A 19,675-nucleotide genomic window follows, 5' to 3' on the forward strand; every position below is an offset into this window, starting at 1 on the left:
CTATTCTGGACAGAAGTTTATCGTGGCGACCTTGGCCTGCGGGGATGATTCGAGCATGCTGCGTGGTTGTGGTAATGTAGCTCCCTGATCGGTCCGGCATGCCTTGCTGGACGCGCAAGCGGAGGTCTCCCTCCCACCTGAGTCGCCAGAAGGCGGCCGGGTCCAGGATCACGCCGGACTACTCCGGGGAGCTCAAAGGCCACGAAGCCGAAGAGCTCAGTGGCCCCGCATGCGCGACGTGCGGGGCTTTTCGCGTTCAGCGAGGGGCTCCCCGTACGACGAGCACGTAGGGATCGCAAACCTAGGAGGCCCCATCAGCACTGAGCCCCGCATCAACGAGCGTATCCGAGTTCCCGAGGTTCGCCTCGTGGGCCCGAACGGCGAGCAGGTAGGCATCGTCTCCATTCACGACGCCCTGAAGCTCGCCCAGGAGGCCGACCTCGACCTCGTCGAGGTCGCGGCCACGGCTCGACCGCCCGTGTGCAAGCTCATGGACTACGGCAAGTTCAAGTACGAGTCCGCGATGAAGGCGCGCGAGGCGCGCAAGAATCAGGCGCACACGATCATCAAGGAGATCAAGCTCCGGCCGAAGATCGACCCGCACGACTACGAGACCAAGAAGGGTCACGTGGTGCGGTTCCTCAAGGCGGGGGACAAGGTCAAAGTCACGATCATGTTCCGTGGACGCGAGCAGTCCCGGCCCGAGCTCGGCTTCCGGCTGCTGCAGCGGCTGGCGGACGACGTTCAGGAGCTGGGGTTCGTGGAGTCCCACGCCAAGCAGGACGGCCGTAACATGATCATGGTGATCGGTCCGCACAAGAAGAAAGCCGAGGCCAAGGCCGAAAAGGCCGCAGCCAAGGCTCAGCGTGGCAGCGAGGACGCTTCCGTACAGGAGGAAGCTTCCGTACAGGAAGCATGACCCGCGGTTGGGGTTAGCCTTACAGAGCACCCCGATTACGCCACCGGCAGACGAAGACGCCGCTACCGGGTCGGCCAGCACCGGCCCGGTCAGAGGCACGACCGAAACGAGGAGAGACGGCGACATGCCGAAGATGAAGACGCACAGCGGTGCGAAAAAGCGGTTCCGGGTCACCGGTTCCGGCAAGATCAAGCGTCGCCGTGCCAATCGTGCGCACTACAACGAGTGGAAGTCGTCCAGGCTGACGCGCCGTCTCAAGTCCGAGGTCGTCCTTTCCGACGCCGATTCCAAGAAGATCAAGAAACTGCTCGCCAAGTAGCGCGAACCCCCGGGGAGAAGAAACATGGCACGCGTGAAGCGGGCGCTCAACGCCAAGAAGAAGCGCAAGGTCGTCCTCGAAAGGGCGAGCGGTTACCGTGGCCAGCGGTCACGTCTTTACCGCAAGGCCAAGGAGCAGATGCTCCACTCGATGACGTACGCCTACCGGGACCGCAAGGACCGCAAGGGCGCCTTCCGTCGTCTGTGGATTCAGCGCATCAACGCCGCCGCCCGTCAGAACGGCATGACCTACAACCGCCTGATCCAGGGTCTGCGTCTGGCCAACATCGAGGTCGACCGTAAGATCCTCGCCGACCTCGCGGTCAACGACAGCCAGACCTTCGCCACGCTCGTCGAGGCCGCCAAGAAGGCGCTCCCGGCGAACGTGAACGCTCCGGCCGCGAGCTGAAAACAGTCTTGACCGACGGGAAACCTGTTCTTTGGCCTGCCGTCCCTCCGCGTGCCCGGTTGAGGCCGTGGTGGCAGTTTGCCCGGCAGGTTTCTCATCGGTAACGGGGCCCACCGCTGACGGTGGGCCCTTTGCCGTATGTACCAGGGGGAGAGCATGGCGGGGTCTGAGCTGACCAATGTGAGGTCGCCGCGGGTGAAGGCGGCCAGGCGGCTCACCAAGCGGGCCTTCAGGGAACAGGACCGCAGGTTCCTGGCCGAGGGGCCGCAGGCCGTGCGCGAGGCGCTCAGGCTCGACGGCGTCACGCTGGAGCTGTTCAGCACGGCCGAGGCCGAGCTGCGCCATCCCGAGCTGATCACCGAGGCCACGCTCAAGGGCGTCCCGATCCACCGGGCCAGTGGCGAGGTCATGTCGGAGCTGTCCCAGACCGTGACCCCGCAGGGGCTGGTGGCGGTCTGCGAGCTGGTGCACGTGCCCCTGGAGGAGGCGCTGAAGGGCACGCCCAGCCTGGTGGCGCTGCTGGCCCACGTACGCGACCCGGGCAACGCCGGCACCGTGATGCGGGCGGCCGACGCGGCGGGGGCCGACGCGGTGGTGTTCACCGACGCCTCCGTCGATCCGTACAACGGCAAGTGTGTGCGCGCCTCGGTGGGAAGTCTGTTCCATCTTCCCGTCGTCATCGGTGCACCGGTCGGCGCCGCCGTGCGTCAACTGAGGGAGCGGGGGCTGCGCGTGCTGGCGGCGGACGGCACGGGCAAGCACACGCTCGACGATGTCGATCTTTCAGGTCCGACGGCCTGGATCTTCGGCAACGAGGCATGGGGACTGCCGGAGGAGGTGCTCGCCGAGGCGGACGATGTGGTCAGAGTGCCCATCTACGGACAGGCTGAGAGCCTCAACCTGGCCACCGCGGCGGCGGTATGCCTTTACTCCTCGGCCAGGGCGCAGCGAGTGCCCTAGCCCGGTGGAAACCCGCTATTGTCGGCGTTGTAGGCGGAGGAGGCGAGGTCGTGCACGGCGCAGACACCGACGGTCGAGTGGTAGCGGCCGCGTGCACGATAGCCATCGACGACCTTCCCGACGGCCTCATCGTGACCGACAGGTTCGGCTGTGTGGTGGCGGTCAACCGGGCCGCCTCGAGGCTGACGGGCGTCCCCATGGAGCGCGCGGTCGGTAGGCAGATGAACGACGTGTTCCCGTTCCGGGATCATGACGGGCGCGAGTGGTGGAAGGCCCTCGACCCGGAGGGCGGGCTGCGTACGCGCAGCAGAGTGCCGGAGCGGCCGCTGCACCTGCCGGGCGGCCAGGAGCTCTACGTCGCCGCCAGGCTCGTCCGCGAGCCCGAGCGCGGCGGCGAGGTCGAGCGCGTCGCGATCACCCTGCGCGACGGCGGTGCCCGCGCCCGGCTCGAACGCAGCCGCGCCGACCTGGTCTCGACCGTGGCTCACGAGTTGCGCTCGCCGCTGACCAGCGTCAAGGGGTTCACGGCGACCATGCTGGCCAAATGGACGCGTTTCACCGACGAGCAGAAGCGCGTCATGCTCGAAACCGTCAACAACGACGCCGACCGCGTCACCAGGCTCATCACCGAGCTGCTCGACGTCTCGCGCATCGAGTCGGGGCGGCTGGAGGTACGCCGCCAGGTCGTCGACATCTCCGCCAGGACACGCCGGCTCATCGCGGGCCGGGTCGCGGCCGGCGAGGCCGAGGAGCGCTTCAAGCTGATCGCCGGCGACGACCTGCCCGAGATGTGGCTCGACCAGGACAAGATCGACCAGATTCTGGGTAACCTGGTGGAAAACGCGCTGCGCCACGGGCGTGGCACTGTGACAATCGAGATCGAGTCCGTCGGATGGGGAGTCGCCGTGTCGGTGCGCGATGAGGGCGAGGGCATCGAGCCCGAGCTGGCTCCGCGCGTCTTCAGGCAGTTCTGGCGGGGCGGCAACAGCCGTAGGCGCGGTGGCACCGGGCTCGGCCTGTTCATCGTCAAGGGCCTGGTCGAGGCGCACGGCGGCACCATCATCGTGCAGCGGGCGCCCGAGGGCGGGGCGGAGTTCCGATTTACCGTGCCCACCGGCACACCCGACTTCGCGGCTGTCTGACGAGTCGGCCCGGTGGGCGGGTCCCACTAGACTCTTTTCCGCTCAAGCCCTGGATACGGAGCTCACTCTTGTCTGACTACGACCCCGTCGAGGTGACACCGTTGCATGCCGACGAGGTGTCCCGCATGGAGGCCGACGCCCTCGCGGCGATCAAGGCGGCCGACAGCCTCGACGCACTCAAGCAGGCCAGGTTGGCGCACGCGGGTGACCGCTCGCCCATCGCCCTGGCCAACCGCGAGATCGGCGCCCTGCCGCCGGCCGCCCGCGCCGAGGCGGGCAAGCGCGTCGGCGGCGCCCGCAAGACGATCAACGAGGCGCTGGCCGCCCGCCAGGCCGAGCTCGAGGCCGAGCGCGACGCGCGGGTGCTCATCGAGGAGAGCGTCGACGTCACCCTTGCCTGGGACCGGCGGCCGCACGGCGCCCGCCACCCGCTGACCACGCTGCAGGAACGCATCGCCGACGCCTTCGTCGCCATGGGCTACGAGGTGGCCGAGGGGCCCGACCTCGAAGGCGAGTGGTTCAACTTCGACGCTCTCAACATCGCCAAGGACCACCCGGCCCGCTCCGACCACGACACGTTCTTCGTCGAGTCCACCGAGTCGGGCATGGTGCTGCGCACGCAGACCTCGCCGGTGCAGATCCGCGCGCTGCTCCAGCGCGAGCTGCCGGTCTACGTGATCTCCCCGGGCAAGACGTTCCGCACCGACGAGCTCGACGCCACCCACACCCCGGTCTTCCACCAGACCGAGGGGCTGGCCGTCGACGAGGGCCTGACGATGGCCCACCTCAAGGGAACGCTCGACCGGTTCGCCGAGGTGATGTTCGGCAAGGGCATCACGACCCGGTTCCGGCCCAACTACTTCCCGTTCACCGAGCCGTCCGCCGAGATGGACCTCAAGTGCTTCGTCTGCCGCGGCGCATCCGCCGTGCCGGGCAACCCGCCCTGCCGCACCTGCAAGTCGGAGGGCTGGATCGAGTGGGGCGGCTGCGGCATGGTCAACCCCCGCGTGCTGGTGGCGTGCGGGGTCGACCCGTCGCGTTACTCCGGCTTCGCCTTCGGCATGGGCATCGAGCGGACGCTGATGTTCCGCCACAACGCCGAGGACATGCGTGACATGGTCGAGGGCGACATGCGCTTCACCCTCCCGTTCGGAATGGAGATCTGATGAAGGTCCCGCTTTCCTGGCTGCGGGAGTACGTCGATCTCCCGGCGGTCACGGCCCACGAAGTGGCCGACAAGCTCACCGCGGCCGGGCTCAAGCTCGAGTCGATCACCTCGCACGGCCACGACGTCAAGAACGTCGTCGTCGGCGAGGTGCTCGAGATCGAGGAACTGTCCGGGTTCAAGAAGCCGATCAGGCACTGCAAGGTCGAGACCGGCGAGGCGACGCCCCGGATGATCGTCTGTGGCGCCACGAACTTCCAGGCCGGCGACCGGGTGCCCGTCGTCCTGCCCGGTGGCGTGCTGCCCGGCGGGTTCGAGGTGGGCTCGCGCAAGACGTACGGGCGCATGTCGGAAGGCATGATCTGCTCCGAGCGGGAGCTCGGGCTGGGCGACGACCACAACGGCATCATGGTGCTGCCCGCCGACACCCCGATCGGCACCGACGTGGTCGAGCTGCTCGGGCTGCGCGACGACGTGATCGAGCTGGAGATCACGCCCGACATCGGCTACGCGCTGTCGATCAGGGGCGTGGCGCGTGAGGCGGCGACGGCGTTCGGGGTGGCCTTCCGCGACCCCGCCGACGTCGAGCCGCCCGCCGCGACCGGCCCGGCGTGGCCGGCCTCGATCGGCGACCCGACCGCGTGCGACCGGTTCGTGCTGCGCGAGGTCCGCGGCTTCGACCCGGCCGCGCAGAGTCCGCTCTGGATGCGGGTACGCCTGACGCGCGCCGGTCTGCGGCCCGTGTCGCTGGCCGTCGACATCACCAACTACCTGATGCTGGAGCTGGGGCAGCCGCTGCACGCGTTCGACCGGTCCACGCTGGACGGCGAGATCGTCGTGCGCCGGGCCAGGCCGGGTGAGCGCCTGGAGACGCTCGACCACGTGGTCCGCGAGCTCGACCCCGACGACATCCTCATCACCGACCAGTCCGGGCCGATCTCGATGGCCGGCACGATGGGCGGCCTGAAGACCGAGATCTCCGACGCTTCCACCGACATCGTCATCGAGGCCGCCCACTTCTCCGCGACCGGCACCTCGCGCGGGTCGCGCAGGCACGGGTTGGTGTCGGAGGCGTCCAAGCGGTTCGAACGCGGCGTTGACCGGGAGCTGCCGCTGGTCGCCTCGTGGCGGGCCGTGCAGCTGCTGGCCGAGCTGGGCGGCGCGAGCGTCGAGCCCGGGGTCACGCACGCCCAGGTCGACGTGGAGCCCGCGCGCATCGCGATCCCGGCCGGTTACCCGAGCCGGGTGGCCGGGGTGACCTACTCCAAGGAGACCGTCGTCTCCCGCCTCGAACAGGTCGGTTGCGTCGTCGTCGACGGCGACGACCCGGCTGTGCGCAAGGGCGGCGCCGACCCGACCGGGGTCGTGACCGGCGGCGCGCTGGCGGCCAGGCTGGCCGTCAACGGCGACGACATGATCACGGTGACGCCGCCGTCGTGGCGCCCCGACCTCACCGACCCCAACGACCTGGCCGAAGAGGTCATCCGGCTCGAAGGCTACGAGAACCTGCCGTCCGAGCTGCCCTCCGCGCCGGCCGGGGCCGGGCTCACTGAGGGCCAGCGGCTGCACAGGCGGGTCGGCAGGGCGCTGGCCGGGGGCGGCTACGTCGAGGTGCTGAACTACCCGTTCATCAGCGGCGACGACTTCGACAAGCTGCTGCTGCCCGCCGACGACGCGCGACGCCAGGCCATGCGGCTGGCCAACCCGCTGTCGGAGGAGGAGCCGCTCATGCGCACGACGCTGCTGCCCGGGCTGCTCAAGACTCTCGTGCGCAACGTCGGGCGCGGGTTCGCCGACGTGGCGCTGTTCGAGACGGGGTCGGTCTACCGGCCGCGCGAGAACGCCCCCAAGGTCGCCCCCGTGCTGGGCGTCGAGCGCAGGCCCACCGCGGAAGAGCTGGCCTCGATCGAGGCCGCGCTGCCCGACCAGCCGCTGCGGGTCGCCGTCGTGCTGACCGGAGAATTCGAACGCTCCGGCTGGTGGGGCGGCGGCCGTCAGGCCTCATGGGCCGACGCGGTGCAGGCCGCGCGGCTGGTGGCGGCCGAGTCGCGGGTCGAGCTGTCGATCAGCGCCGACCAGCACGAACCCTGGCACCCCGGCCGGTGCGCCGCCCTCTACGCCGGCGACACCCTGGTGGGTCACGCGGGCGAGCTGCATCCGAGGGTCATCGAGGCGTACGGGCTGCCGCCGAGGACCTCGGCCATGGAGCTGGAGCTGTCGCGGCTGGAGTCGCTCATGCCCGGCCCCGTCGAGACGCCCAAGGTGTCGGCCTACCCGGTGGCCACCCAGGACGTGGCGCTGATCGTCCCCGACTTCACGCCGGTCGCCGACGTGGAGGCCGCCCTGCGCGACGGGGCGGGAGAGCTGCTGGAGTCGATCCGGCTGTTCGACGTCTACGCCGGTGAGCAGGTGGGCGAGGGGAACAAGTCGCTGGCCTACTCGATGCGGTTCCGGGCCGCCGACCGCACGCTGACGGTCGAGGAGACCACGGCGGCGCGGGACGCCGCGGTGGCGATGGCGGCCGATCGCGTGGGCGCCCAACTGCGGAGCTCCTGAGCGGGAGGGGCCGGTGCGGAGCCGGCCCCTTTCGTGGGTTTTAGAATGCGGACGCATGAGACAGCTACTGGTGTTCAGCGAGCGCGACGACGCGGAAGAGGTCGCTGAGACGCTGGGGGAGTGGTTTCCTTCGCTCGGGGTGCCGAGGGTGGTGCGGGAGACGCTCGCGGGGGAGGACGACGCCGAGGACGCGCAGTGGCTGGTCGTGGCCGAAGGGCTCGACGAAGGGGCGCTGGGCAAGGTGGATGAGCTGGTGGAGCGGTACGAGGGGTGGCGCGAGGCGGGCTGAGCTCAGAGGTCGTCGATCTCGGTGAGGTCGATGTCGAGGTCGAAGGGGACGGTGAGCTTCAGCCGGTCACGGTGGATGCCGGTGATCACGTAGGAACGGGTGACGGGGTCCAGTTCGTAGACGTACGCCGTTGGCCCGCCGGAATTCTTCTCGATTAGCCAGAAATGCGATATGCCAGCTTCGGCATAGAGCTGAGGCTTACGTCGATGATCGCGGACCTTCGACTCAGGCGATACGACCTCGACAATCAGGACGACGTCCCCGGCTTTGTAGTAGGTGTCGTCGTTCCCACGGACCGCCTCGGTTTTGATGACCATGAGGTCGGGCTCGGGCCGTTGAGCCTTGGCGAGGATGAGACTCATCTCGCGGCGCACCCTCATGCGTGCGGGAGCCGCTTGGCGGAGAGCAACGGTCAGAAGATCGACTAGCAGCGTGTGGAAGGACGCTCGAGGACGCACGAACACCAAGCTTCCATCAATCAACTCTGTGTGCGCAGGCAAATCCGGAATGTGATCGAGAGCTTCTGCGGCGAAGCCTCCCGGTGGCGGGAAGACCCAGTCGGGCAGCGAGGAAGACGTCATCTCCGGGATCACCGCTTCGGCTGTCATGCCCCAACGCTACGCAATCTCATGGCATCACGTTCTGTTATGAGCTGAATACGTTCGTCGGTCGCGAACAGAGGGTCCTGGGCCACGCGGGGTGGGGGAGAGTTGGTGGCATGCGAATCGCTGTGTTGTCTGACATTCATGGGGTGTTGCCCGCGCTGGAGGCGGTGCTGGGCGAGCCAGAGGTGGCAGGGGCCGATCTGGTCGTGCTCACCGGGGACATGGCCGCGGGGCCGATGCCGGTCGAGACGCTTGATGTGCTCGTTTCGCTGGGGGAGCGGGCGCTGTGGGTGAACGGAAATGCCGACAGGGAGCTGGTGGAGGTGGTTCGGGGGAAGCCGAGCGAGTACGCCGTCAGTCAGTGGGCGGCCGAGCGGTTGCGGGGCGACCAGGTCGAGTTGCTGGCCGCGTTGCCCGATCGGCAGATGGTGGAGCTGGGGCGCCTGGGGACGACGTTGTTCGTGCACGCCACGCCGCGAAGCGACGAGGAGATGATCCTCGTCGACAGCTCGCTGGAGCGGTGGGGGGAGGTGCTGGCGGGGGAGGGCGCCGACACCGTCGTCTTGGGCAACACGCACATGCCGTTCGTACGGCTGGCCGATCGGGTGCTGGTGGTCAATCCGGGGTCCGTCGGGATGCCGTACGGGAGAACCGGGGCGCACTGGGCGCTGCTGGACGGGGAGACGGGGGCGGTCACGCTGCGGAACACGCCGTACGACGCGGTTGCGGCGGGGGAGCGGCTGGTGGCGGAGAGCGGGTTCGAGGGGATCGAGGAGTGGGTGGGGGAGTACGTGCTCAACGTTTACTCCGATGCCGAGGCGCTGCGCGCGTTCGCCAAGGCGGAGAAGAGGTAGCCGGTCGCGCCCGATGGCTCGGTGGGCCAGGGGTCGGCTGTGCGGCGGGCCGTCAGACGTGGCTCGGTGATCTGGTGGTCGTCGGGCCCCCGCCGGGCGGCGGCCGCCAGCCCGTCTGGCCGCCGCGGCCCCGGCGCCTGCGCGAGTGGCCCCGCAGGGTGAGTGAGGTGTGGGTTCGTGATTCGGTGATCGTCGGGCGTGGGCGGTGGTCAGGGATGTGAGGCCGTTGTCACTTCGGCCTGTCGGCGGGCCTTCTCCGCCAGGGCGTGCTCGTCGGTTCTGGCGTCGTAGCGGCGGAACTTCGGCATCGTGGAGCCCAGGCCGAGGACGGCGGCGACGCACAGCAGGCCGCCCGCCCCGAGGGAGAAGCGGGTGCCGCCGAGGTCGGCCATCAAGCCGGCCCTGGTGTTGCCCAGCATCGGGCCGCTGGCGTACGAGAGCAGTTCGATGCCCGCCAGTCGCCCCCGCAGTTCCGGCGGGATCGTCTGGTTCCACATCGTCATGCGGAAGATGCCGCTGATCATGTCGGCCGCACCCGCGAGGGCGATGCAGACGATCAGGAGCCAGATGTTGGGGGCCAGAGCGCAGAGGGCGACGGCGGCGCCCCAGAGCACGGCGGCGACGATCACGCCGAGGCCGTGGCGTTGCACGCGGGCCGTCCAGCCTCCGGTGAGCGAGGCGATCAGGGCGCCCACCGCGGCGGCCGAGTACAGCAGCCCGAGCGCTTGCGGCGCACGCAGCTCGTCGGCCAGGAACGGGAAGAGCGCCGTCCCCATCGCGAACACCATGGCGGCCATGTCCACCAGGTACGTGCCCATCAGGTCGCGGCGGCCCACCGCGTACCGCACGCCTTCGACCAGCGACTTCAGCGACGCGGGCGCGGCGTCGGCGGCGGGCGGCAGCGACCTGATCGGCCACAGCAGGGCCAGCGACAGCACGAAGGTGGCCGTGTCCACGCCGTACGCCGCCGCCGCGCCGAAGGCGCTGACCAGCAGGCCGCCGAGGGCCGGGGCCGCGATGGCGCCGAAGTTCCAGCGCAGGCTCGACAGCACCGCCGCCGCGCTCTGCTGCTCGTGCTTGACCACCTGTTGCAGCACGGCCTCCAGGCTGGGGCGCTGCAGGCAGGCGATGCCCGTGGCGAGGGCGCCCACCACGTACACGACCCAGACCTGAGGGTCAGGGAGCAGCGCGTTGATCAGCAGGGCCGCCGAGGTGATCAGCAGGCCCAGCTCACTCAGGACGATGATCTTGCGGCGGTCGAGAGAATCGGCGATCGCCCCGCCCCACAGGCCGCACACCACCATTGGCACGAACTCCGCCAGGCTCACCAGCCCGACCGCCAGATAGGAGCCCGTCAGCTCCTTCACCTGGAACGGGATGGTCACCATGGTGATCATCGTGCCGAACATCGTGATGACGCCGGAGGAGAAAAGCAGGCGGTAGTCGCGCGAATCCCGCAGCGGGCTCAGATCGAGCACCAGGTGGCGGAGGAGGCGTTTCAGTCCACGGAGCACGAGGTCCGATTCTCGGACGGCGGACGGGTTCCGGGCAAACCTATTTCCGGTAAGGGTGAGGCCCCCGACCGGAAGCGGGGGCCTCGCGGAGCGGTCAGGCGGCAGGGACCTTGTCGAGGAAGCCGAGGACCCTGCGGATCCGGCCGTCCTCGGCCAGCTCCACCACGTCGAAACCGGTCGCGACCGGCTCTCCGTCCTCGGGACCGAGATGCCAGGTGAACCTGCTGATGTGGTGGTGGGCGTCGTACAGGTCGCCGGGGGTGAACACCAGGCCGGGGAACATGCCCTGCGCGCCCTCGATCACGGCGGCGATGGCGGCGTGTCCGGCCACGTCGGCGAGTGGGTCGGTGTAGGTGCCTTCCTCGGTCCAGAGCTCGGCCACGGCCTTGGCGCGGGCGGCCGGGTCGGTTTCGTTCCAGGCGGCCACGTAGCGTTCGACGAGGTTCATGGTCGGTTCCTTGTTCAGTCGCGGATCTTGCGGAGGCCCATGATCTGGAGTTCGGCGAACACACCGACCACCAGGGCTTGGGCGATGGCCCAGATGGCGCCGATCGTGGTGAAGTCCGCCACGCCGGTGACCACGGCCGCGATGCTGCCCAGGGTCCAGACGACGTTCAGGGCGATCGCGGCCTTGGTGGCGGCGAGGCTGATCGAGCGGCGGGCGGCGACCAGGCCGACGGCGGCGCCGTACACGAGGAGGAAGATCCCGATCCCGCGCAGGAGGGCCGCGTCGGGGCCGAGCAGGGTGCTGACGGGGGTGGCGAAGGCCAGGTAGACCAGCCCGTTGCCGCCGGTGACGATGGCGTCGGCGGCCAGCACGAGGCGCAGGAACTTGGTCCGGTCGGCGGTGACGGTCAGTGCGGTCATTTGGGGCTCCTCGCGTGGTTCGTGCTGACACCTGAACGATGCCAGTCACCTTGTAGGGGCCGCGATTACGCGCCAGGTAATGGCCGCGCGACGGGGTCGAATCAGCGCCTTCCGAAAGTTTCTGTGGCGGTGTTGCTGTATGGCCAGATCAGATGGGTGATGATACGTCGGTCCTTGAAATATTTCGGCTCTTCGTTGACATGTTTCGAGCGGATTCCCAGACTGATCGCCAACATCCCACCCGGAAGGGAGAGCCCCAGTGATCACCAGCTTGGCTCGCTCCAAGATCCGTTCGAGGGCCGTCGCGCTGGCGATGGCGGCGACGCTCTCGCTCGCCGGAGCGGTGACGGGAGCAACCACCCAGGCCGCCGCGGCCGCTGGAGTCGAGAACGAGGGCGCCGACTGCGTGGTGCCCGGCCTGCCCGACGCGGGATCCTTACCCACCGACGCCAGGCTGCCCGACCCGTTCAGGAAGCTCGACGGGACGCGCATCTCCGCCAGGTCCGAGTGGCGGTGCCGGCGGGAGGAGATCAAAAGGCTGGCGGAGAAGTTCGTCTACGGCGACAAGCCGGTCAAGCCGTCGAGCGTCACGGGGACGGTCTCCAGAACCGGCATCACCGTGAACGTGAACCACAACGGCAAAAGCGCCTCCTTCTCGGCGAGCGTGTCCCTGCCGAGCGGTCCAGGGCCCTTCCCCGCCATCGTCGTCCTGGGCGGGTTCGGCGCGGACACGGCCGCCATCCAAGCGGCCGGCGCCGCCGTCATCAGCTACGACCCCTACGCGGTCGGGCGTGAGGGCACCCCGAGAAACAACAAGCAGGGCGCCTTCTACAGCATCTACGGCTCGTCGAGCAGCACGGGGCTGCTGCTCGCCTGGGGCTGGGGCGTGAGCCGGATCATCGACGTCATCGAGCAGTCGGACGGCGCCATTCTCAGAGCGGACGCGACCGGCGTCACGGGATGCTCGCGGTTCGGCAAGGGCGCCTTCGTGACCGGCGCGTTCGACCAGCGCATCGCCCTGACCATGCCGATCGAGTCGGGCAGCGCGGGCGTGCCCATCTTCCGCGGGATTCCGGGCGAGGGCGCCCAGAGCCTGAGCAGCGCGTACGGAGAGCAGCCGTGGCTCGGCGACGCCTTCGGCTCCTTCACCAGCAGCCCGACCAGGCTGCCGGTGGACACGCACGAGATGGTGGCCATGGTCGCGCCGCGTGGGCTGTTCATCATGGACAATCCACACATCACCAACCTGGGTCCCCGATCCGCTAGCGTGGCGGCCCTGGGCGGGGCGGAGGTCTACAAGGCGCTCGGGGCGGGGGACAACATCACGTACTGGTCCGACATCCAGGACGGCAACCACTGCGCCAACAGGCCAGAATGGCGGACCCCGTTGCAGCAGAGCATCCAGAAGTTCCTGCTGAAGACGGGCAACGCTCCCGGCGCGATGAGGATCTCGTCCAGGGCGAGCGGCAATCTGGCCGAATGGAGAGACTGGCAGACCCCGGCACTCGGCGATTCCGGCGACACCACCCCGCCGAGCACGCCGGGCACCCCCACCGCCTCGAACGTGACCGCCACCAGCGCCGCGCTGACCTGGGCCGCCTCCACCGACCAGGGCGGGTCGGGCCTGGCGGGCTACAACGTCTACCGCGAGCAGGGCGCCACCGACCCGCAGCTCGGCCAGTCCACCACGAACTCGATCACGCTCACCGGGCTGAGCCCTTCGACGCAGTACCAGGTGTACGTACGGGCGCGTGACGGCGCGGGCAACCTGTCCGGCGGCTCGCCACCGGTCACCTTCACCACGGCCGCCACCGGTGGCGACACCTCGCCGCCGACGGCCCCGGCCGGCCTGGCGGCCTCGGGGACCACGTCCACCGGCACGAACCTGAGCTGGACGGCCTCGACGGACGACGTCGGCGTCGCCGGCTACGACCTCCTGCGCGCGACCGGCGCGAGCGGCGGCACGTTCACCCAGGTCGGCACCTCGGCCACGACCTCGTACGGTGACACGGGCCTGACCCCGAGCACCACCTACCGCTACCAGGTCAGGGCGCGGGACGCCGCGGGCAACACCTCGCCGGTCTCGAACACCGTGCAGGTCACCACCCAGCCCGGCACGCCCACCGGGGCCTGTACGGCCGCACCGACCGTGCAGACCCAGTGGGCCACCGGGTATGTCGTCCAGCCGCTGACCATCACCAACACCGGCACCTCCACGATCACCGGATGGACGGTCACCTTCACCCTGCCCGCCGGGCACACGCTGACCGGCTCGTGGAACGGCACCGCGACCGTCAGCGGGCAGAGCGTGACCATCAGGAACGTCGCCCACAACGGCACCCTCGCCCCCGGGGCCGCCACCACCAGCGTCGGCTTCCAGGCGAGCCGCCCGAACGGGAACACCGCCCTGCCGTCCGGATACACCTGCGCCTGACAGCTCGGCACACCCCGGCCCGGTGCGAGCGGGCCGGGGCCCGGCACCACCGTGGATCGCCGAGGACGAGGATGGCCGGACGCGACGCGGCGGAGGCCCGCCCGGTACGGCACCAGGCCGGGCGCGCGGCCGGGAAAGCCGAAAGGGACTCGGGCCGCCAGACTTACGGCCGCGAAAGCGAATCAGGGCTCGGTTGGGCGTGTGGTTGGGAAGGCGGATCAGGTGGGCGTGCGGCCGGAAAGCCGATCAGAGGCTGGGGCTGGGCGTGCGGTTGGGAAGGCGGGTCAGGGGCTCGGGCTGGGCGTGCGGCCGGAAAGCCGATCAGGGGACGGGCTTGGGCGTTTGGTCGGGAAGGCGGATCAGGGGGTTGGTCAGGGGCCGAGGATTTCGCGGCGCAGCCGGGTTTTGAGGATCTTGCCGCCGGGGTTGCGGGGCAGTTCGGTGTCGCGGAACCAGACGTGTACGGGGATCTTGAACTTGGCGATCCGATCAGCCAGGAACGTCCGTAGCCCTTCGGGCGTGACCGACTGCCCGGGGGCCAGCCGGATGACCGCGCCGACCTCTTCGCCCAGTTCGTCGTGCGGCACCCCGATCACGGCCGCGTCGTCCACGGCCGGGTGCTCGAAAAGGGCGGCTTCGACCTCGGCGCAGTAGACGTTCTCCCCACCCCTGATCACCATGTCCTTGGCCCGGTCGACGATGTAGACGAACCCCTCCTCGTCGATCTTGGCCAGGTCGCCGGTGTGCAGCCAGCCGCCCACGAACGTCTCCGCCGTGGCCTCCGGCTTGTTCCAGTAGCCCATGATGACGTTCGGGCCGCGTACGCACAGCTCGCCGACCTCGCCGGGCGGCACCTCCTCGCCCATCGGGTCGACCACGCGCACGTCCACCACGGGGGAGGGCAGGCCGATGCTGTCGGGCCTGGCCTGGTAGTCGGCGCCGCCGTGGCCGATGGCCAGGGCGGTGGTCTCGGTCATGCCGTAGCCGTTGGAGGGGGCACGCTCTGGGAGGTTTTCTGTGATGCGCTCCAGCAGTTTGGGCGGGGCGGGGGCGCCGCCGTAGCCGACGGTGGTCAGGGAGCTCAGGTCGTGCCTGCCGAAGTCGGGGTGGGACATGAGCTGCCAGGCGCTGGTCGGGACGCCGATCATGGCGGTGACCTTCTCCCGCTCGATCAGCCGCAGGGCCTGCCCTGGGTCCCACTTGTACATCAGCACCAGGCCGCCGCCGCTGAACATCGTGGTGGTCATGGCCGAGAAGCAGCCGGTGACGTGGAAGAGGGGGACGGTCAGCAGGGTGATGCGGCGTGTGCCCGTCGCCGCGGCGACGTCCTTGCCCGCCATGGCCACCGCGCGCAGGAGGCCGTAGGCGACCGTCATGGGGGATTGGCCCAGGTTGCGGTGGCTGCCCAGCGCGCCCTTGGGGTTGCCGGTCGTCCCCGAGGTGTAGAAGATCGTGGCGGGGTCGTCGGGGGAGAGCCGGACGTCGGGGAGTCGCACGTCGGCGGTGACCTCGCCCAGCACGTCGTCGAACGCGCGCGCCCCCGCCGGGACCTCGCCCCTGGTGACGATCAGCGGCACGCCCGTCGAGGTCAGCCTGCTCGCGCGCTCGCCGTCCGCGATCAGCAGTTTGGCGCCGGAGTCGCGCACGCCGTAGGTCAGCTCGGGCTCCGTCCACCAGGCGTTCAGCGGTACGGCGATGGCCCCGGCCGCCAGCACCGCGGAGAAGGAGATCACCCATTCCGGGTAGTTGCGCATGGCTACGGCCACCCGGTCGCCCTTGGTCACGCCGTACTCCTCGACCAGGCGGCCGGCGAGGGTGGCGGCGCGGCGGAAGACGTCCTCGAACGTCAGGTGCTCGTCCTCGTAGACGAGGAAGACCTTGTCGTCGTGGAACCTGCTCATCTCCAGCAGGGCGCGGAAGTGGGCGGGGGCGTGCTTCCACGTGCGGACCCCGGTGTCGCCGATCTCCTCGATCTCGAAGAGCTGGCCGGGGCCGGTGAGCTGGGCCGTGACCTGGGCGTGCGTGAGGGCCATACGCAGAACTCCCGCAATAGACGATTATTCCGGATAATTCACAGTACCGACCGGTAGGTACGTCCCGCTAGACCGGGGAAAACGGGACGCCCATTGGTGAAAGTTTCATGTCTATACCGATAGTTTCTAGCTCCCAACTGCTGCGTTACTCCGCGTGTGAACCCGCCATTGACCCCATGCCAGCATGTCAATACCGTCTGCGGTGCGATCCGATCGGGATCGAAACTTTCGGAATCGAGAGCCTGCCTCCGGAGGTAGATGTCCGTGCGTTCGTCCTCAGTCAAAATCCTCGCCGTGGTGGCGGGGATGCTGGCAACCTTCCTCCTGCCCGCCACCTCCGCCGAAGCGTCCGGGCCCCTGCGCACGCACGCGGCCGGCCGCGGCAAGTTCATCGGTGCGGCGCTCGCCACGGGCCCGCTGTCCAACGAGACGTCCTACCGCAACCTCGCGGCCACCGAGTTCAACCAGGTCACCGCGGAGAACGCGATGAAGTGGGACGCCACGGAGCCCAGCCAGGGCCAGTTCAACTTCTCCGGCGCCGACGCCATCGTCAACTTCGCCACCCAGAACAACCAGCAGGTCCACGGCCACACGCTCGTGTGGCACAGCCAGACGCCCGGCTGGGTGCAGAGCCTGAGCGCCACCGCGATGCGCACGGCGATGCAGAACCACATCAGCCAGGTCGTCGGCCGCTACGCCAGTAACGCGAGCGTGGTCTCGTGGGACGTGGCGAACGAGGTCTTCGACGACAACGGCAACATGCGCACCTCCTTCTGGTACAACACACTGGGCCAGAGCTACATCGCCGACGCCTTCCGCGCCGCCCGCGCTGCCGACCCCGACGCGCGGCTGTGCATCAACGACTACAACGTCGAGGGGATCAACGCCAAGAGCACCGCGATGTACAACCTGGTGTCGTCGCTGCGGCAGCAGAACGTGCCCGTCGACTGCGTCGGCTTCCAGAGCCACCTGGCCATCCAGTACGGCTTCCCGACCGACCTGCAGCAGAACCTCCAGCGCTTCGCCGCCCTCGGCGTCCAGGTCCGGATCACCGAGCTGGACGTGCGCATGCAGATGCCCAGAGACGCCACCAAGGACGCCACCCAGGCCACCTACTACCGCAACGTCGTCAACGCCTGCCTGGCCGTCACCGCCTGCGCCGGCGTGACGATCTGGGGCTTCACCGACAAGTACTCCTGGGTGCCCGACACCTTCTCCGGGCAGGGCGCGGCGCTGATCTACAACGAGAGCTACCAGCAGAAACCCTCCTACACGGCGGTGCACGACGCGCTGGCGGGCGGCTCCACCACCGACCCCACGCCGCCGACCACGCCGGGCACGCCCACCGCGAGCAACGTCACCTCCAACTCGGCCACGCTGACGTGGACCGCCTCCACCGACAGCGGCGGCAGCGGGCTGGCCGGATACAACGTCTACCGCGAGCAGGGCACCACGGACCCGCAACTCGGGCAGAGCACCACGAACTCAATCACGCTGACCGGGCTGAGCCCCTCGACGCAGTACCAGGTGTATGTACGGGCGCGCGACGGCGCGGGGAACCTGTCGTCGAACTCGCCCCTGGGCACCTTCACCACGACGACGGGCCCAGGCGGCGGTGGCGGCTGCACGGCCACCGGGACCGTACAGAACCAGTGGGCCAACGGGTACGTCGTGCAGCCCGTGACCGTCACCAACGCCGGCACCTCCGCCATCAGCGGCTGGACCGTCACCTTCACCCTGCCCGCCGGGCACACGCTGAGCGGCTCGTGGAACGCCACCCTGACCGCCGGCGGGCAGACGATCACGGCCAGGAACCTGAGCTACAACGGCAACCTGGGCCCGAACGCGAGCACCACCTTCGGCTTCCAGGTCACCAGACCGAACGGCGACACGCAGACGCCGTCCGGCTACACCTGCGCCTGACCGGGCCTCCCCCTGGACATCGCGCGCCGGTGTCCAGGGGATCCGGGTGGGCCCTTTTCGCGACCGCGTCCGGTAAACACTGCGGCTGTCGGACTCCATGTCGCAGACGATGACTTGCCGGTCCGTCAAGCGGCAGGTCGCTTCACGGGGCCCGGCCCGCGGCGACGGCGAGCAGCACGTCGGCGTGGCACTCCTGGTCGGGCCGGCACCAGCAGGCGAGGTCCCTGCCCGCGAGCTCGCCGCGGCACCGCTCGACGAGTTCGGGATGCTCGCGCAGGTGGACGCGGTAGAACTCCATCATCTCCGGCCGGTCGTGGACCCGGCCGCCGCAGGTTCTGCAGCCCTTCGTGCTCAGGCTGTGCGGGTTGGCGAACGGGCTGGCCTTGAGCCCCGGCGCGGCGCGGCCGACGTACACCGCGCCCCGGGGCACCCGGGCGTGGAACCGGTCGCCCTCGATCTTGACTCGATGTGCCATGAGGGAATTGTCTCCGCGAGGAGCCCCTTCACTCGGTCACCGAGGTCGATCTTCTCCACGTATCGGCCCGTCAGGGCTCCAGGGTGATCCCTTCGCGTCTGAGGTCCTCGACGATGCCGTCCACCAGGCGCGTGGCGACCGTGTGGTGCAGACGGCCGTCGTCACGCAGCTCGCGTACGGCCGGCACCGGGTCGGGGTCGGCGAACAGCCGCTCGTCGGTGTAGTCGACCGGCCGCCCCGTCGGGTCGATCGTCCACCAGGACGCCTCCAGCGCGATGCCGTTCGGATCACTGAAGTAGATCGAGCGCAGGAAACCGTGGTCGACGACGTCGGTGACCTCGCAGCCGTGCTCCTTGAGCCGGTCGCGCAGCCGGATGAGCGCGTCCTCGTCCGGCAGGTGCAGCGCCAGGTGGTCGAACTGCGCCGCCTTCGCGTACGGCACGCCCGCCGGCTTGGCGAAGCTGTCGAGCGGCTGGTCGGCGTACTCGAAGAAGGCGACGGTGTTGCCCGGTGCCACCTCGAAGAAGTAGTGCTTGAACGCGGGGATCGCGAGGGTCGTGACCAGGCGGGCGTCGAGCACGCCGTGCCAGAAGCGCACGGTGGCGTCCATGTCCTCGGTCACCAGGGCCAGGTGGTGCACGCCGCGCCAGTGCACCGTGTCCGGAGTCGCAGCCATACCTCAACCGTACGCCTTTCAACTATCTACGTTAAGGGGCGGCGACACCGATACTGGGGCGGTGAAGATCCCCATTCGGCACTCCGCACGGGTGGTGCTGGTGAGCGACGCCGACCGGCTGCTGTTGTTCTCCGCCCGGAGCGCGGACGTCGTCCGCTGGTTCACCGTCGGCGGCGGCCTCAACCCAGGCGAAAGCCACGCACAGGCGGCCCTGCGCGAACTACGGGAGGAAACCGGCCTGACGGGGGTGCGCCTGGGGCCGGAGGTCTGGCGCGGCCGGCCGTGGACGACGTCGCGGGACGGCGTCGCGCACGAGGTCAGGCAGCGCTACTTCCTGGCCAGGGTCCCGGCCTTCGACGTCGACACCTCGGGCTTCGAGGAGGTGGAGCGGGCCGCGATCACCGGGCACCGGTGGTGGAGCCAGGCCGAGCTGGCCGCCACGACGGACCTGTTACGACCGGCCGGGCTGCCGGAGCTGCTGGGCAGGCTGCTGCGCGAGGGCCCGCCCGATCGGCCGATCATCGTGGACGGCTGAG

Annotated in this window: 19 protein-coding genes; 12 read left to right on the top strand and 7 right to left on the bottom strand. The window is 69.4% G+C overall.

Annotated features, from left to right (window positions below):
• Positions 1-238 precede the first annotated feature (238 nt).
• From infC to ACFOY2_RS20145, 8 genes are all read left to right on the top strand, one after another.
• Positions 239-919 carry a translation initiation factor IF-3 gene (infC, locus tag ACFOY2_RS20110; protein WP_449290139.1) on the top strand — a complete coding sequence of 227 codons (681 nt, stop codon included), beginning with the start codon at positions 239-241 and terminating at the stop codon, positions 917-919.
• A 124-nt stretch (positions 920-1,043) separates the two neighbouring features.
• Positions 1,044-1,238 carry a 50S ribosomal protein L35 gene (rpmI, locus tag ACFOY2_RS20115; RefSeq protein ID WP_379529579.1) on the top strand — a complete coding sequence of 65 codons (195 nt, stop codon included), beginning with the start codon at positions 1,044-1,046 and terminating at the stop codon, positions 1,236-1,238.
• A 24-nt stretch (positions 1,239-1,262) separates the two neighbouring features.
• Positions 1,263-1,646 (top strand): 50S ribosomal protein L20, encoded by a 384-nt coding sequence (rplT, locus tag ACFOY2_RS20120; protein WP_219538506.1) that lies wholly within the window; start codon positions 1,263-1,265, stop codon positions 1,644-1,646.
• A gap of 156 nt (positions 1,647-1,802) precedes the next feature.
• Positions 1,803-2,606, top strand: a complete 804-nt coding sequence (locus ACFOY2_RS20125; RefSeq protein WP_379529580.1) for a TrmH family RNA methyltransferase — start codon at positions 1,803-1,805, stop codon at positions 2,604-2,606.
• A gap of 50 nt (positions 2,607-2,656) precedes the next feature.
• A complete protein-coding gene (locus ACFOY2_RS20130) occupies positions 2,657-3,748 on the top strand; it encodes a sensor histidine kinase (protein WP_379529581.1) in 1,092 nt (363 codons plus the stop codon).
• Between the two features lie 125 nt (positions 3,749-3,873).
• Complete coding sequence (gene pheS, locus ACFOY2_RS20135; protein WP_379529634.1) at positions 3,874-4,914, top strand: phenylalanine--tRNA ligase subunit alpha; 1,041 nt, start codon at positions 3,874-3,876, stop codon at positions 4,912-4,914.
• Positions 4,914-7,469, top strand: a complete 2,556-nt coding sequence (locus tag ACFOY2_RS20140; protein ID WP_379529582.1) for a phenylalanine--tRNA ligase subunit beta — start codon at positions 4,914-4,916, stop codon at positions 7,467-7,469. Before pheS ends, ACFOY2_RS20140 begins: the two co-directional genes overlap by 1 nt.
• Before the next feature lie 55 nt (positions 7,470-7,524).
• Complete coding sequence (locus tag ACFOY2_RS20145; RefSeq protein ID WP_379529583.1) at positions 7,525-7,758, top strand: hypothetical protein; 234 nt, start codon at positions 7,525-7,527, stop codon at positions 7,756-7,758.
• A 2-nt stretch (positions 7,759-7,760) separates the two neighbouring features.
• Here the strand turns inward: ACFOY2_RS20145 and ACFOY2_RS20150 are convergent, their stop codons facing one another.
• Complete coding sequence (locus tag ACFOY2_RS20150; RefSeq protein ID WP_379529584.1) at positions 7,761-8,366, bottom strand: Uma2 family endonuclease; 606 nt, start codon at positions 8,364-8,366, stop codon at positions 7,761-7,763.
• Positions 8,367-8,476: 110 nt separating this feature from the next.
• Here ACFOY2_RS20150 and ACFOY2_RS20155 point away from each other — a divergent pair, with 110 nt between their 5' ends.
• Complete coding sequence (locus tag ACFOY2_RS20155; protein ID WP_379529585.1) at positions 8,477-9,217, top strand: metallophosphoesterase family protein; 741 nt, start codon at positions 8,477-8,479, stop codon at positions 9,215-9,217.
• Positions 9,218-9,426: 209 nt separating this feature from the next.
• On the opposite strand, the gene ACFOY2_RS20160 is transcribed toward ACFOY2_RS20155, so the two are convergent.
• From ACFOY2_RS20160 to ACFOY2_RS20170, 3 genes are all read right to left on the bottom strand, one after another.
• Positions 9,427-10,731 carry an MFS transporter gene (locus ACFOY2_RS20160; RefSeq protein WP_379529586.1) on the bottom strand — a complete coding sequence of 435 codons (1,305 nt, stop codon included), beginning with the start codon at positions 10,729-10,731 and terminating at the stop codon, positions 9,427-9,429.
• Between the two features lie 94 nt (positions 10,732-10,825).
• A complete protein-coding gene (locus ACFOY2_RS20165) occupies positions 10,826-11,179 on the bottom strand; it encodes a nuclear transport factor 2 family protein (RefSeq protein WP_379529587.1) in 354 nt (117 codons plus the stop codon).
• Between the two features lie 14 nt (positions 11,180-11,193).
• Positions 11,194-11,598, bottom strand: a complete 405-nt coding sequence (locus ACFOY2_RS20170; protein ID WP_379529588.1) for a hypothetical protein — start codon at positions 11,596-11,598, stop codon at positions 11,194-11,196.
• Positions 11,599-11,857: 259 nt separating this feature from the next.
• Here ACFOY2_RS20170 and ACFOY2_RS20175 point away from each other — a divergent pair, with 259 nt between their 5' ends.
• Positions 11,858-14,032: a glucuronyl esterase domain-containing protein gene (locus ACFOY2_RS20175; RefSeq protein ID WP_379529589.1), complete on the top strand. Its 2,175-nt coding sequence runs from the start codon at positions 11,858-11,860 to the stop codon at positions 14,030-14,032.
• Between the two features lie 371 nt (positions 14,033-14,403).
• Here ACFOY2_RS20175 and ACFOY2_RS20180 read toward each other — a convergent pair whose 3' ends face one another.
• On the bottom strand, positions 14,404-16,065 hold the full coding sequence (locus tag ACFOY2_RS20180; RefSeq protein ID WP_379529590.1) for a class I adenylate-forming enzyme family protein: 1,662 nt from the start codon (positions 16,063-16,065) through the stop codon (positions 14,404-14,406).
• 258 nt (positions 16,066-16,323) lie between these two features.
• Here ACFOY2_RS20180 and ACFOY2_RS20185 point away from each other — a divergent pair, with 258 nt between their 5' ends.
• Positions 16,324-17,988 carry an endo-1,4-beta-xylanase gene (locus ACFOY2_RS20185; RefSeq protein WP_379529591.1) on the top strand — a complete coding sequence of 555 codons (1,665 nt, stop codon included), beginning with the start codon at positions 16,324-16,326 and terminating at the stop codon, positions 17,986-17,988.
• 142 nt (positions 17,989-18,130) lie between these two features.
• Here the strand turns inward: ACFOY2_RS20185 and ACFOY2_RS20190 are convergent, their stop codons facing one another.
• Together ACFOY2_RS20190 and ACFOY2_RS20195 are read right to left on the bottom strand one after the other, a co-directional pair.
• The gene (locus tag ACFOY2_RS20190; protein WP_379529592.1) at positions 18,131-18,463 is read right to left on the bottom strand and encodes a DUF4326 domain-containing protein; all 333 of its coding nucleotides are present in this window, start codon (positions 18,461-18,463) and stop codon (positions 18,131-18,133) included.
• Positions 18,464-18,533: 70 nt separating this feature from the next.
• On the bottom strand, positions 18,534-19,139 hold the full coding sequence (locus ACFOY2_RS20195; RefSeq protein ID WP_379529593.1) for a VOC family protein: 606 nt from the start codon (positions 19,137-19,139) through the stop codon (positions 18,534-18,536).
• Positions 19,140-19,200: 61 nt separating this feature from the next.
• On the opposite strand from ACFOY2_RS20195, the gene ACFOY2_RS20200 reads away from it, so the two are divergent.
• Complete coding sequence (locus tag ACFOY2_RS20200; protein ID WP_379529594.1) at positions 19,201-19,674, top strand: NUDIX hydrolase; 474 nt, start codon at positions 19,201-19,203, stop codon at positions 19,672-19,674.
• Position 19,675 lies beyond the last annotated feature (1 nt).

Source organism: Nonomuraea purpurea, from assembly GCF_042650645.1.
Classification (GTDB): Bacteria; Actinomycetota; Actinomycetes; order Streptosporangiales; family Streptosporangiaceae; genus Nonomuraea; species Nonomuraea purpurea.

What these genes read in the sequence shown, in the direction of transcription:
- ACFOY2_RS20165 (WP_379529587.1), bottom strand. Translation starts at nt 11,179, where the DNA reads ATGAACCTCGTCGAACGCTACGTGGCCGCCTGGAACGAAACCGACCCG.
- ACFOY2_RS20190 (WP_379529592.1), bottom strand. Translation starts at nt 18,463, where the DNA reads ATGGCACATCGAGTCAAGATCGAGGGCGACCGGTTCCACGCCCGGGTG.
- pheS (WP_379529634.1), top strand. Translation starts at nt 3,874, where the DNA reads ATGGAGGCCGACGCCCTCGCGGCGATCAAGGCGGCCGACAGCCTCGAC.
- ACFOY2_RS20170 (WP_379529588.1), bottom strand. Translation starts at nt 11,598, where the DNA reads ATGACCGCACTGACCGTCACCGCCGACCGGACCAAGTTCCTGCGCCTC.
- rplT (WP_219538506.1), top strand. Translation starts at nt 1,263, where the DNA reads ATGGCACGCGTGAAGCGGGCGCTCAACGCCAAGAAGAAGCGCAAGGTC.
- ACFOY2_RS20180 (WP_379529590.1), bottom strand. Translation starts at nt 16,065, where the DNA reads ATGGCCCTCACGCACGCCCAGGTCACGGCCCAGCTCACCGGCCCCGGC.
- ACFOY2_RS20155 (WP_379529585.1), top strand. Translation starts at nt 8,477, where the DNA reads ATGCGAATCGCTGTGTTGTCTGACATTCATGGGGTGTTGCCCGCGCTG.
- ACFOY2_RS20195 (WP_379529593.1), bottom strand. Translation starts at nt 19,139, where the DNA reads ATGGCTGCGACTCCGGACACGGTGCACTGGCGCGGCGTGCACCACCTG.
- ACFOY2_RS20125 (WP_379529580.1), top strand. Translation starts at nt 1,803, where the DNA reads ATGGCGGGGTCTGAGCTGACCAATGTGAGGTCGCCGCGGGTGAAGGCG.
- ACFOY2_RS20150 (WP_379529584.1), bottom strand. Translation starts at nt 8,366, where the DNA reads ATGACAGCCGAAGCGGTGATCCCGGAGATGACGTCTTCCTCGCTGCCC.
- ACFOY2_RS20140 (WP_379529582.1), top strand. Translation starts at nt 4,914, where the DNA reads ATGAAGGTCCCGCTTTCCTGGCTGCGGGAGTACGTCGATCTCCCGGCG.
- ACFOY2_RS20145 (WP_379529583.1), top strand. Translation starts at nt 7,525, where the DNA reads ATGAGACAGCTACTGGTGTTCAGCGAGCGCGACGACGCGGAAGAGGTC.
- rpmI (WP_379529579.1), top strand. Translation starts at nt 1,044, where the DNA reads ATGCCGAAGATGAAGACGCACAGCGGTGCGAAAAAGCGGTTCCGGGTC.
- ACFOY2_RS20185 (WP_379529591.1), top strand. Translation starts at nt 16,324, where the DNA reads ATGTCCGTGCGTTCGTCCTCAGTCAAAATCCTCGCCGTGGTGGCGGGG.